At 62.6% G+C, this 12,492-nt stretch carries 8 protein-coding genes and 2 rRNA genes; 5 read left to right on the top strand and 5 right to left on the bottom strand.

Annotated elements, in window-relative coordinates:
• The 4 genes from MQH31_RS11550 to MQH31_RS11535 all read right to left on the bottom strand — a co-directional run.
• Positions 1 to 2,815 (bottom strand): 23S ribosomal RNA (locus MQH31_RS11550); the annotation flags it as partial.
• Positions 2,816 to 3,287: 472 nt separating this feature from the next.
• A 16S ribosomal RNA gene (locus MQH31_RS11545) occupies positions 3,288 to 4,807 on the bottom strand.
• A gap of 803 nt (positions 4,808 to 5,610) precedes the next feature.
• A complete protein-coding gene (gene ahcY / locus MQH31_RS11540) occupies positions 5,611 to 7,110 on the bottom strand; it encodes an adenosylhomocysteinase (RefSeq protein ID WP_134531653.1) in 1,500 nt (499 codons plus the stop codon).
• Positions 7,111 to 7,189: 79 nt separating this feature from the next.
• Complete coding sequence (locus MQH31_RS11535; protein ID WP_134531654.1) at positions 7,190 to 7,441, bottom strand: DUF3499 family protein; 252 nt, start codon at positions 7,439 to 7,441, stop codon at positions 7,190 to 7,192.
• 45 nt (positions 7,442 to 7,486) lie between these two features.
• Here MQH31_RS11535 and MQH31_RS11530 point away from each other — a divergent pair, with 45 nt between their 5' ends.
• On the top strand, positions 7,487 to 7,939 hold the full coding sequence (locus MQH31_RS11530) for a metallopeptidase family protein (protein WP_134531655.1): 453 nt from the start codon (positions 7,487 to 7,489) through the stop codon (positions 7,937 to 7,939).
• 156 nt (positions 7,940 to 8,095) lie between these two features.
• Positions 8,096 to 8,770: a hypothetical protein gene (locus tag MQH31_RS11525; protein WP_243012154.1), complete on the top strand. Its 675-nt coding sequence runs from the start codon at positions 8,096 to 8,098 to the stop codon at positions 8,768 to 8,770.
• A 173-nt stretch (positions 8,771 to 8,943) separates the two neighbouring features.
• On the opposite strand, the gene MQH31_RS11520 is transcribed toward MQH31_RS11525, so the two are convergent.
• Entirely contained in the window at positions 8,944 to 10,344 is a 1,401-nt protein-coding gene (locus tag MQH31_RS11520; protein WP_243012153.1) for a glycosyltransferase 87 family protein, read from the bottom strand.
• A 144-nt stretch (positions 10,345 to 10,488) separates the two neighbouring features.
• Here MQH31_RS11520 and MQH31_RS11515 point away from each other — a divergent pair, with 144 nt between their 5' ends.
• The 3 genes from MQH31_RS11515 to MQH31_RS11505 are packed head-to-tail and all read left to right on the top strand — an operon-like array spanning position 10,489 to position 12,413.
• Entirely contained in the window at positions 10,489 to 11,895 is a 1,407-nt protein-coding gene (locus MQH31_RS11515) for a molybdopterin-dependent oxidoreductase (RefSeq protein ID WP_243012178.1), read from the top strand.
• Positions 11,892 to 12,155, top strand: a complete 264-nt coding sequence (locus MQH31_RS11510; RefSeq protein ID WP_243012152.1) for a hypothetical protein — start codon at positions 11,892 to 11,894, stop codon at positions 12,153 to 12,155. The genes MQH31_RS11515 and MQH31_RS11510 overlap by 4 nt, the downstream gene beginning before the upstream one ends.
• A gap of 9 nt (positions 12,156 to 12,164) precedes the next feature.
• The gene (locus MQH31_RS11505; RefSeq protein WP_243012151.1) at positions 12,165 to 12,413 is read left to right on the top strand and encodes a hypothetical protein; all 249 of its coding nucleotides are present in this window, start codon (positions 12,165 to 12,167) and stop codon (positions 12,411 to 12,413) included.
• The last annotated feature ends 79 nt before the right edge of the window (positions 12,414 to 12,492 follow it).

Here is a 12,492-nt window from a genome sequence, read left to right as displayed (position 1 = left end):
TTCTAAACCCAGCTCGCGTACCGCTTTAATGGGCGAACAGCCCAACCCTTGGGACCTACTCCAGCCCCAGGATGCGACGAGCCGACATCGAGGTGCCAAACCATGCCGTCGATATGGACTCTTGGGCAAGATCAGCCTGTTATCCCCGAGGTACCTTTTATCCGTTGAGCGACAGCGCTTCCACAAGCCACTGCCGGATCACTAGTCCCGACTTTCGTCCCTGCTCGACTTGTCAGTCTCACAGTCAAGCTCCCTTGTGCACTTACACTCGACACCTGATTGCCAACCAGGTTGAGGGAACCTTTGGGCGCCTCCGTTACTTTTTAGGAGGCAACCGCCCCAGTTAAACTACCCACCAGGCACTGTCCCTGAACCGGATCACGGTTCGAAGTTAGATATCCAATATGACCAGAGTGGTATTTCAACGTTGACTCCACCTGAACTAGCGTCCAAGCTTCAAAGTCTCCCACCTATCCTACACAAGCCACACCGAACACCAATACCAAGCTGTAGTAAAGGTCACGGGGTCTTTCCGTCCTGCTGCGCGTAACGAGCATCTTTACTCGTAATGCAATTTCGCCGAGTTCGCGGTTGAGACAGCTGGGAAGTCGTTACGCCATTCGTGCAGGTCGGAACTTACCCGACAAGGAATTTCGCTACCTTAGGATGGTTATAGTTACCACCGCCGTTTACTGGGGCTTAAATTCTCAGCTTCGCCTTGCGGCTAACCGTTCCTCTTAACCTTCCAGCACCGGGCAGGCGTCAGTCCGTATACATCGTCTTGCGACTTGGCACGGACCTGTGTTTTTAGTAAACAGTCGCTTCCCACTGGTCTCTGCGGCCTTCGAACGCTCCAGGAGTAAATCCCTTCACGCCTCCGGCCCCCCTTCTCCCGAAGTTACGGGGGCATTTTGCCGAGTTCCTTAACCACGATTCTCTCGATCTCCTTAGTATTCTCTACCTGATCACCTGAGTCGGTTTGGGGTACGGGTGACTAAAACCTCGCGTCGATGCTTTTCTTGGCAGCATAGGATCACTGATTTCGCCCTTACGGGCTACCCATCGGGTCTCAGCCTTATATGAGAGACGGATTTGCCTATCTCTCGGCCTACATCCTTAGACCGGGACAACCATCGCCCGGCTCAGCTACCTTCCTGCGTCACACCTGTTAATACGCTAACCGCACCAGCATAGGGTCGCACGCTAGGCCCACCCCCTCGGCCCGAAGGCTCCGGTCAGTGGGATTCAGATGCTTAGCATTACTGGATTAGCTTGGACGGTTTTTCGCCAGTACGGGAATATAAACCCGTTGTCCATCGACTACGCCTGTCGGCCTCGCCTTAGGTCCCGACTTACCCAGGGCGGATTAGCCTGGCCCTGGAAACCTTGATCTTTCGGAGGACGGGTTTCTCACCCGTCTTTCGCTACTCATGCCTGCATTCTCACTCGTGTAGCCTCCACGGCTGGTTTACACCGCCGCTTCGCTGGCCACACGACGCTCTCCTACCCATCAACACGGCTGAACCAACACAACAAGTGTGCGGCTTACCAAAAATATCAATGCCACAACTTCGGTGGCGTGCTTGAGCCCCGTTACATTGTCGGCGCGGAATCACTTGACCAGTGAGCTATTACGCACTCTTTCAAGGGTGGCTGCTTCTAAGCCAACCTCCTGGTTGTCTGTGCAACTCCACATCCTTTCCCACTTAGCACGCGCTTTGGGACCTTAGTTGGTGGTCTGGGTTGTTTCCCTCTCGACGATGAAGCTTATCCCCCACCGTCTCACTGCTGCGCTCTCACTTACCGGCATTCGGAGTTTGGCTGACGTCAGTAAGCTTTTAGGCCCCATCGGCCATCCAGTAGCTCTACCTCCGGCAAGAAACACGCAACGCTGCACCTAAATGCATTTCGGAGAGAACCAGCTATCACGAAGTTTGATTGGCCTTTCACCCCTATCCACAGCTCATCCCCTCCATTTTCAACTGAAGTGGGTTCGGTCCTCCACGACGTCTTACCGTCGCTTCAACCTGGCCATGGATAGATCACTTCGCTTCGGGTCTAGGACATGCGACTGAATCGCCCTATTCAGACTCGCTTTCGCTACGCATTCCCCTCTCGGGTTAAGCTCGCCACATATCACTAACTCGCAGGCTCATTCTTCAAAAGGCACGCTGTCACAGCAACAAGGCTGCTCCAACGGTTTGTAAGCAAACGGTTTCAGGTACTATTTCACTCCCCTCCCGGGGTACTTTTCACCTTTCCCTCACGGTACTTGTTCACTATCGGTCATGTAGGAGTATTTAGGCTTATCAGGTGGTCCTGACAGATTCACACGGGATTTCTCGGGCCCCGTGCTACTTGGGATACTCTTCACGCCATCACTGCATTTCGACTACGGGGTTCGCACCCTCTATGACCAGGCTTTCAATCCTGTTCGTCTATACAAATCTGTAACGTTCACTGTTCGGCAGAATCAGCAGAAAAGTCCCGCAACCCCGACCATGCAACGCCTGCCGGCTATCACACATGATCGGTTTAGCCTCTTCCGGGTTCGCTCGCCACTACTAACGGAATCACTATTGTTTTCTCTTCCTGTGGGTACTGAGATGTTTCACTTCCCCACGTTCCCTCTACCCGCCCTATATATTCAGGCGGGAGTCACCAGGTCACCTCACGGGCCTGGCGGGGTTTCCCCATTCGGACATCCTCGGATCACAGTTCGTTTATCAACTCCCCGAGGCTTATCGCAGATTACTACGTCCTTCTTCGGCTCTACATGCCAAGGCATTCACCGTTTGCTCTTAGAAATTTGAAATCACATGAGTTTGAATCGATTAAGAATCGTAAAACTTTCGTCTCACGATCGAAATTGACCAATGATCTATAAATAGATCTTTGTAATTTGACCCCGAAGGGTTCAAATTTAAGATGCTCGCGTCCACTGTGTAGTTCTCAAAGTACGGGCGGTACCCCTCCAAGCCAGCGACCGAACAAGTTCGGTACGACTGCTGACAAGAAAAGGTCCAGAGGAACAGTTCATCCGCCGGCTAAAAGCCAGGAATGTTCCGGTCCCTCAGGACCCAACAGCGTGCAATATGCAAACCCTCGACGAGACACCCTTTCCAACTCCCCTGCTGTAAACAACAAGCGAGCGTACCGGGATCCAACGTTCTAGACCTGCATCAATGTCAATGTTCCACCCATGAGCGCCATCGAAGAACATTCGTCTCCGTATGGCTTGGCAGTGGTGTTCCGCTGTATACAGACGGCACTGCTGTGCTCCTTAGAAAGGAGGTGATCCAGCCGCACCTTCCGGTACGGCTACCTTGTTACGACTTAGTCCTAATCACCGATCCCACCTTCGACAGCTCCTTCCCGTGAGGGTTAGGCCACCGGCTTCGGGTGTTACCGACTTTCATGACTTGACGGGCGGTGTGTACAAGGCCCGGGAACGTATTCACCGCAGCGTTGCTGATCTGCGATTACTAGCGACTCCGACTTCATGAGGTCGAGTTGCAGACCTCAATCCGAACTGAGACCGGCTTTTTGGGATTCGCTCCACCTTGCGGTATTGCAGCCCTTTGTACCGGCCATTGTAGCATGCGTGAAGCCCAAGACATAAGGGGCATGATGATTTGACGTCATCCCCACCTTCCTCCGAGTTGACCCCGGCAGTATCCCATGAGTTCCCACCATTACGTGCTGGCAACATAGGACGAGGGTTGCGCTCGTTGCGGGACTTAACCCAACATCTCACGACACGAGCTGACGACAACCATGCACCACCTGTATAGAGACCTTGCGGGGCGACTGTTTCCAGCCGTTTCCTCTATATGTCAAGCCTTGGTAAGGTTCTTCGCGTTGCATCGAATTAATCCGCATGCTCCGCCGCTTGTGCGGGCCCCCGTCAATTCCTTTGAGTTTTAGCCTTGCGGCCGTACTCCCCAGGCGGGGAACTTAATGCGTTAGCTGCGACACGGAGACCGTGGAATGGTCCCCACATCTAGTTCCCAACGTTTACGGCATGGACTACCAGGGTATCTAATCCTGTTCGCTCCCCATGCTTTCGCTCCTCAGCGTCAGTTACGGCCCAGAGATCTGCCTTCGCCATTGGTGTTCCTCCTGATATCTGCGCATTCCACCGCTACACCAGGAATTCCAATCTCCCCTACCGCACTCTAGTCTGCCCGTACCCACTGCAGGCCCGAGGTTGAGCCTCGGGTTTTCACAGCAGACGCGACAAACCGCCTACGAGCTCTTTACGCCCAATAATTCCGGACAACGCTTGCACCCTACGTATTACCGCGGCTGCTGGCACGTAGTTAGCCGGTGCTTTTTCTGCAGGTACCGTCACTTTCGCTTCTTCCCTACTAAAAGAGGTTTACAACCCGAAGGCCGTCGTCCCTCACGCGGCGTTGCTGCATCAGGCTTTCGCCCATTGTGCAATATTCCCCACTGCTGCCTCCCGTAGGAGTCTGGGCCGTGTCTCAGTCCCAGTGTGGCCGGTCACCCTCTCAGGCCGGCTACCCGTCGTCGCCTTGGTGAGCCATTACCTCACCAACTAGCTGATAGGCCGCGAGCTCATCCCTGACCAAAATTCTTTCCACCAAGGAAGATGCCTTCCAAGGTCGTATCCGGTATTAGACGTCGTTTCCAACGCTTATCCCAGAGTCAAGGGCAGATTGCTCACGTGTTACTCACCCGTTCGCCACTAATCCGAAGAGCAAGCTCTCCATCATCGTTCGACTTGCATGTGTTAAGCACGCCGCCAGCGTTCGTCCTGAGCCAGGATCAAACTCTCCGTAAATGTTTGATTGCACGGATGCGAACATCCGGCACATCTAGTGTGACTGACCGCCGGAATGGGCGGACCAACCACAAGTTTGAAACTGACAGAACAAATCATTACTGACTTGCTTTGTTGTTATAAATGTTTTCCAAAGGAATCTCTTGATCCTTCACCGCTAGAAACGGATCCAAACCACGAGGTTTTTGGCATTTGACATTGTGCACGCTGTTGAGTTCTCAAGGATCGGACGCACCCGGCTTCAGGCCACACCGTAACCGGCTTAGTGGCTGTCGCTCCGAGGCAACTTGTCTAACTTACCGACCCGATCAGTCCCTGTCAAATCCGGTGAGATCCGCCCTCCGAGCACGCCAAAGCGAACTCGAAACACTGACCACCGACCAGACAAACAACCGAAAGGAAGGAGAGTTACCAGCCTAGACCTGCAATGCCCGTTACCCCAGCAAAGGGGACAAACAAGGCAAAGAAGATAGAAACTGTGGTCCCACGTGAGGCCGGAAAGCACTGCGGCTTTTCCGCACCTTTGGGGTACGTGAAGACATTACGTGCCCCCACTCACCCCGTCAAAACCCGGCCCACCCCGGGCGTGTCACGACCCCCGATGCCCGCCCACGAGCATCCGCGAGAGTACACATTTGGCCCCTAAACCCGCGGTTTAAGGGCCAAAAGTACGCTCTCGCGGCACGAAACAAGCCCACCCGACTGCGGGCGGGCGGCGGGAGGGGACGCCGGCGGATACGACAGAGCGCCCGCGGCCGCCGCAGGAGCGGTGGGCGCGGGCGCTCTGAAACAGGGCGTGCGGGTCAGTAGCGGTACTGGTCGACCTTGTACGGGCCGTCGATCGGCACGCCGATGTAGGCGGACTGCTCGGGGCTCAGCACGGTCAGTTCGACGCCGAGGGCGTCGAGGTGCAGCCGGGCGACCTTCTCGTCCAGGTGCTTCGGCAGCACGTACACGCCGACCGGGTACTTCTCCGGGTAGCAGTACAGCTCGATCTGGGCGAGCACCTGGTTCGTGAAGGAGTTGCTCATCACGAAGGAGGGGTGTCCCGTCGCGTTCCCGAGGTTCATCAGTCGCCCCTCGGAGAGCACGAGGATGCTGCGCCCGCTCGGCAGGCGCCACTCGTCGACCTGCGGCTTGATTTCGACGCGCACGGCACCCTCGAGGATCTCGAGCGCGGCCATGTCGATCTCGTTGTCGAAGTGGCCGACGTTCGCGATGATCGCGAGGTGCTTCATCTTCAGCATGTGCTCGGTGCGGATCACGTTGAAGTTACCCGTGCCGCTCACGAAGATGTCGACCTGTTCGACGACCGACTCGAGCCTGGCGACCTGGAATCCGTCCATCGCGGCCTGCAGCGCGTTGATCGGGTCGATCTCGCTGACGATCACGCGCGCACCCTGGCCGCGCAGGGCCTCGGCCGCACCCTTGCCGACGTCGCCGTACCCTGCGACGAAGACGACCTTGCCGCCGATCAGCACATCGGTCGCCCGGTTGAGCCCGTCGGGGAGGGAGTGGCGGATGCCGTACTTGTTGTCGAACTTCGACTTCGTCACCGAGTCGTTCACATTGATCGCGGGGAAGAGCAGTTCGTGGGCGCTGGCCAGTTCGTACAGGCGGTGGACGCCGGTGGTGGTCTCCTCCGTCACACCGGCGAGGCCGGCGGCGATCTCGGTCCAGCGGTTCGAGGACTCGGCGAGCGAGTGCCGGAGCACGTCCAGGACCACCCGGTACTCGTGGCTGTCGGACGCAGTCGCCTCGGGCACGGCGCCGGCGAGTTCGAATTCGCGGCCCTTGTGCACGAGCATCGTGGCGTCGCCACCGTCGTCGAGGATCATGTTCGGTCCGGTCCAGGTTTCCCCCGCTGCGGCGGCTTCGATGCTCCAGTCGAAGATCTGCTGGGTGCACCACCAGTAGTCCTCGAGGGATTCACCCTTCCAGGCGAAGACGGGAACGCCGGCCGGGGCCTCGGGGGTTCCGGTCGGGCCGACCGCGATCGCCGCGGCGGCATCGTCCTGGGTGGAGAAGATGTTGCAGCTCGCCCAGCGCACCTGCGCGCCGAGGGCCACGAGGGTTTCGATGAGGACGGCGGTCTGCACGGTCATGTGCAGGGACCCCGCGATGCGCGCGCCGGTGAGCGGCTTCGATTCGCCGAACTCGGCGCGGAGGGCCATCAGGCCGGGCATCTCGTTCTCGGCGAGACGCAACTGGTGCCGGCCAGCCTCGGCGAGCTGCGGGTTGGCGATCTTGAAGATGGGCGCGAGGGATGGCGCGGTGGATACCGGGGACGGGGCGACAGTCATGCGACCATCATGCCATTCCCTGAGCCGCCCCGGCTGGGTGTATTCCCCGGCCTGGGGTTCGCCCGCGCTGGACCCGGGATCAGGCGTCGGGGCCGCCCGGGGCATCCGCTTCGGCAGGGGTACCCGGTGTGCCCATCGTGCTGAGCCGGATGAGCTGCCAGCCGTGCGGGACGCTCGTGAGGCGGGCATGCCGGTCGCAGAGGTCGAAGGCGTGCGGTTCGCGCTGGATGGACAGCGGGCCGAGCACGGCCATGGAGTCGCCGTAGTCGAAGGTGAGCGTTGCGACGGACTCGTCCGGACAGGCGACGCGGGAGCAGGGGCGGAATGACATTACCGTTCAGGGTACCCGCGTGGGCGCCGGAAGTAGGATGGACGCATGTCCCGATCCCGTCGTTCTGCTGCGCCGCCGCCCGCGCCGATGCAGCGCGGAAGCCGTCGCGATCGGCATGGTCGCGGCATACGCAGCTCGGCGACGGGCCCGTTCCTGCCCCCGCTGCACACCCGGATCGACCTGTTCGACATGACCGTCGCCTCGACCGTCGACTACCTGCGGTCGGTCTGGCCTGACCAGCTCGCCGACGTGGCCTTCGAGGTCGCGGCCGGTCCCTATTCCGTGGTCCCGGGCGTCGGCGTCGAACGCTGGGCCGTGCACGCCGCCGAGCGGCGCATCGTGTTCTACCGACTGCCGATCCAGCGCCTGACCCGGCTGCACCGCAACGACGACCTGCACCGCCGCATGGTGATCGAGAGCTGTGTCTTCCGCGCCATCGCCGAACTGCTCGGCAAGGATCCGTGGGACCTCGCGCCCGATCGCTTCCGCCACTTCTAAAAGCGCACGGCTCACAGCTCACAGCGCCGCTTCTGCCCTGAATGCGGGCCGGCGGATGCGTTCCGAAAAGTAATTCCAAACCGATTCCGTGTCGGGGCCGAACCATTGTCAGCACCAACGACAACCACTTCCCCCACAGACACGAAGGATCACATCATGCGCACTTTCCAGAAGGCAACCATCAGCTTCGCCGCAGCAGCACTCCTCCTCGGAGGCCTCGCCGCCTGCTCCAGCACCGCAACCGCCGGTTCCGCCGCATCCACTCCCTCCGCGACCTCGTCCTCCGCTCCGACGCCCGTCGCGTCGATCCCGTCCCTCAAGGGCGTCGACACGGCCGTCCTCCTCGACGGCGACTTCGCCGCGGCGCTCACGACCCTCGGCCTCACCCCCGGCACGGTCGGGACAGCCACCCTCACGGACGGCAGCCTGCACTTCCCGATCACCGGCGGAAACGTGGACTACTACGACCCGGCACAGAGCTACCGCCCGTTCGTCCAGGGTTCGATCAAGCACGAGGGTTCCGGCTTCTCGCTCACGGCCGGCTCGACCGTCGTCGACCTGACCAACTTCACGATCGACCCCGGCACCTCGAAGCTCTTCGGTGACGTCTCGGTCAACGGCACCTCCGCCGCGACCCAGGTCCTCCTGTTCGACCTCTACGGTGGAACCCTGAAGCCGCTGCAGATGGACGGCGACAACGCCATCCTCGAGGGCACGACCGTGCACATCTCCTCGGTCGCCGCCGGCCTGCTCAACAAGACCTTCGGTACCGACGCGGTCAAGGACCAGCTCCTCGTCGGCATCGCGAAGATCACCGTCGCCACCAAGTAACACCGCAGGGCGCGGGGCCTGACCGGCCCGGTTGAATTGCGGACAATGCGCCTTCGTCGACACGACGAAGGCCCATTGTCCGCAATTCGGCGTTAACCGGTCTGTTCCCGGGGCGGGGTGCGCTTTTCCGGGGCGGGGTGCGCTTTTCCGGGGCGGGGTGCGCTGGCGGATGCCTAGCGCGGGGGGCGCAGGAAGCGCGCGGCGCGGAGGGGTGCGGCCAGCATCCGCGCCCGCACGTCCGGGTCGAGCCGGACGGCCGAGCCGGCGAGAACGATGATGAGAGCGGCCGTGATCGCCCAGGTGAGTTCGAGCGAGGGCAGGATCTGCCGCAGCGTCAGGGCGAGCGGGATGGCGAGCCAGTCCCAGCGGCCGCTGAGCGCGACGAAGGGCAGCAGCAACAGCGCGTACCACGGGTACCGCGGGCTCAGGATGAGCAGGGTGCTGCCGATCATCACGAGCTGGCCGAGCCAGGGCCGGTCAGGATCGGTCTTCCAGAGCACGAGCGCCGCAATGACCACGAGCAGTCCGCCCGCGACGAAGACCGCGGCGCCTCCCGGGGCGATGAGAGAGACGAGCGCGAAGCGTTTGCCGTTGTCGTAGCCCTCCTCGCTGAGATACCCGGGCAGGTAGCCGAGCACGCCGATCCCGGTCGTGAGCACGTACGGCACGTAGAGCGCGAAGAACGTGACGACCGCGGCGAGGCCGACCTTCCAGCCCTGCCGGCGGAGCATCGCCGGCGCCGCGATCACGGGCACGAGCTTCACCGCGATCGCGATCCCGAGGGCGATGCCGCCGCGCCAGTACCGCGCCCGGGTGACCAGGAGCGCCGCGGCGAGGGTGAACACCACGCCGAGCAGGTCGACGTGCGAATTCGTGATCGCCTCGGAGGCCACGAGCGGGCACCACGCCCAGTACGCGGCGAACCGCTGGGGGATGCCGCGGCGCCGCATTCCGAGCAGCAGCAACCCCGTCGTTCCGAGGCTGAGAACGAGCCCGCCGAGTTGCAGCGGCCAGTAGGTCGCCGTCGGCGGCACCAGAAAGCGGATGCCCGCGAAGTAGAGTTCCGCCGCCGGCGGGTAGATCGTCGGGACCGTTGGCCGGTTGAGCGCGGTGCACAACACGGCGTCCGAGGCGGTCTTGTGGGTGACCACGATCCGCTGCCCCTGGCAGGTCTCCGGAACCGTACCGGACGGCACCGTCGCCGGGAACAGCCACTCAGGCCGGAGCGGGTCCAGCCGGTCGTCGGCCGGGACGTAGGCGTATGGCGAGATCCCGGCGTTCTGCACGATGCCGTCCCAGGCGTACCGCGCGGAGTCGGTGCTCGTGTTCGGCGGCCCGACCATCGCCGCGACCCCGATCCCGAGCGACCCGGCGAGCACGAGCACCACGACGGCCCGCCCGGACACCCCGCGGAGCAGGAACACGGCCGCGGCGAACAGGACCCAGAGCACCCCCGTGCAAACCAGGAGGGGGACGGTGTCCCGCGTCGGCTGGAAGAGCGAGAAGACCAGCACGCAGTAGCCGGTCAGCGTCGCACTCGCGGCCAGGAGCAGGGAGATGATCGTAATGCGCACGAGGCCATCCTGTCGGAGTTCCGCGGCGAGCGCCGCCCAATCCCGGTTCGGAGAGCCGAACGGGCGTGCCCCGTCACGGAACCGTAAGGTGTCGACCGGCCCGGCGGCATCCGCTGGATGGTGCAATGGAACATGCGCCAAGTGATGTACGAAGCCCAGCGAGCGCTGGCCTCCCCCGTGCGAAACCCGCGGATGGCGACCGTGATCGGCCGGCTGCTCGGGATCGCTTTCGTGCTGTGTTTCGGCACCGGGCTGTACAGCCATTTCCTGCAGGAGCCGCTGCCGGGCATGCACTTCGCGACCCGGCCGGAACTGCTCTACCAGTTCACCCAGGGCACCCACATCGTCGCCGGCATCGCCTGCTTCCCGCTGCTGCTTGCGAAGCTGTACATCGTCTTCCCCGACCTGTTCCAGCAGCCGCCGGTGAAATCGTTCCTCAATTTCCTCGAGCGCGCGTCGATTGCCCTGTTCGTGGGCGCCTCACTCGTGCAGATCACGATCGGCCTGCTCAACACCTACCAGTGGTACCCGTGGCCGTTCCCGTTCCGGGAGACGCACTTCGCGCTCGGCTGGGTGCTGATCGGCTCGCTCGCCCTGCACATCGGCATCAAGCTGCCGATCATCGCCGGGGTCTGGCGCAAGAAGGCGGACGACGGTTCCGGAGACGACGACCACCTGACGGATGCCGTGGGTCACGACCGCGCGGCGACGCCGGAGGCCGTTCGCCTGTTCGGTTCGAGCCGGCCGACCGGGGTCACGGGCCGGCTGCTCGCCTGGATCGACGCGACGCCGGCGCTACGAGTGGAGCGATCACGGTCGAGCGCATCCGGGCCGGACGCCCCCGATTCGGGCACGGCACCGCAGACCGCAGCGGGCACGGGCACCGGACCGGCATCGGGACCGGCCGCGGATCCCTCTCCCCCGGCCCGGACGACCGAAGCCGCCCGCAACCGGCTCAGCCGGCGCGGCTTCCTGACCTCGGTCGGGGTGAGCGTCGGCACCGTCGTCGTGCTGACCGCCGGGCAGACCGTCACCCCGCTCGACTCGATCAACGCCTTCGCTCCGCGGAAGAAGGGCGTCGGCCAGCAGGGCGTTCCGGTCAACCGCACGTCGAAGCAGGCGGACGTGGCCGCGGATGCCCTCGCGGCCGGCTGGGTGCTGACGGTGGTGCACGCCGGAGTGGAACGCAGCTTCAGCCGGGCCGAGCTGCTCGCCCTGCCGCAGACCGAGGTGGAACTGCCGATCGCCTGCGTCGAGGGCTGGAGCCAGCTGGCGCGGTGGCGCGGGGTTCGCCTGCGTGATCTGGCCGATCTGGTGTCCGCGGATGCCGCGGCATCCTTTCGCCTGACGAGTCTCGAGAAGAAGGGCGGGTACCGGCAGACGACGATGGGGTCGGAGTACGTGCGCGACCCGCTCACGCTCGTGGCGCTCGAGCTCAACGGGGAGACCCTCGACCTCGAGCACGGCTACCCGGCCCGGATGATCGCCCCCGGGCGGCCCGGGGTGCTGCAAACCAAATGGCTGAGCCGGATCGAGGCGATGGACGTATGAGTACCGCGAGTGTAACCGCGCAGACCGGGACGGCGCCGCAGCCGAACCCGCTCGAGAACCCGCGAGAGAATCCGGCGCTGAGTCCGGCGCTCCGCGTGACTCGGGTCGTTCTGATCGGCCTCGGACTCGCGGGCCTCGCGTGGGGCGCGTACGTGCTGCTGGACACCGTGAAGCCGGCGCGGATCCCCGGGATCGCACTGTGGATGGGCGCCGCGATCGTGCTGCACGACGCGGTGATCTCGCCGCTCGTGTTCTTCTGAGGGATCCTCTTGCGCCGGGCCGGCCACCGGACCAGCGGGACGGTCATCCTCGTCGTGCAGGGAGCGCTCGTGGTCGGCTCGATCATGACCCTGATCGTGGTGCCGTTGCTGATCGCCCAGTCGCGCGGAACCGGCAACCCGACCGTGCTGCCGCTCGGCTATGGCGTGAACTTCGCCGTGTTCTGGGGCGTGCTCGCCGTGATCACGGCGGCCGTGTCGTTCGGCCTCTACGCGCGGGGCCGGAAGCGGCTGCGCTGACCCGAGTCGCGCGCGCGAACCGTAAGGTCGGAGAAATTCGCGACACACCGCATCCGCTGCCGGAAGTGCCGGCGTGTCG

The sequence above is a fragment of the Cryobacterium zhongshanensis genome (assembly GCF_022760445.1).
In the GTDB taxonomy this organism is placed as follows: Bacteria; Actinomycetota; Actinomycetes; order Actinomycetales; family Microbacteriaceae; genus Cryobacterium; species Cryobacterium algoricola.
Note: the sequence above shows the minus strand (reverse complement) of the source record. Positions and strands in the feature narration are given on the sequence as shown.

What these genes read in the sequence shown, in the direction of transcription:
- MQH31_RS11530 (WP_134531655.1), top strand. Translation starts at nt 7,487, where the DNA reads ATGTCCCGATCCCGTCGTTCTGCTGCGCCGCCGCCCGCGCCGATGCAG.
- ahcY (WP_134531653.1), bottom strand. Translation starts at nt 7,110, where the DNA reads ATGACTGTCGCCCCGTCCCCGGTATCCACCGCGCCATCCCTCGCGCCC.
- MQH31_RS11525 (WP_243012154.1), top strand. Translation starts at nt 8,096, where the DNA reads ATGCGCACTTTCCAGAAGGCAACCATCAGCTTCGCCGCAGCAGCACTC.
- MQH31_RS11535 (WP_134531654.1), bottom strand. Translation starts at nt 7,441, where the DNA reads ATGTCATTCCGCCCCTGCTCCCGCGTCGCCTGTCCGGACGAGTCCGTC.
- MQH31_RS11515 (WP_243012178.1), top strand. Translation starts at nt 10,489, where the DNA reads ATGTACGAAGCCCAGCGAGCGCTGGCCTCCCCCGTGCGAAACCCGCGG.
- MQH31_RS11510 (WP_243012152.1), top strand. Translation starts at nt 11,892, where the DNA reads ATGAGTACCGCGAGTGTAACCGCGCAGACCGGGACGGCGCCGCAGCCG.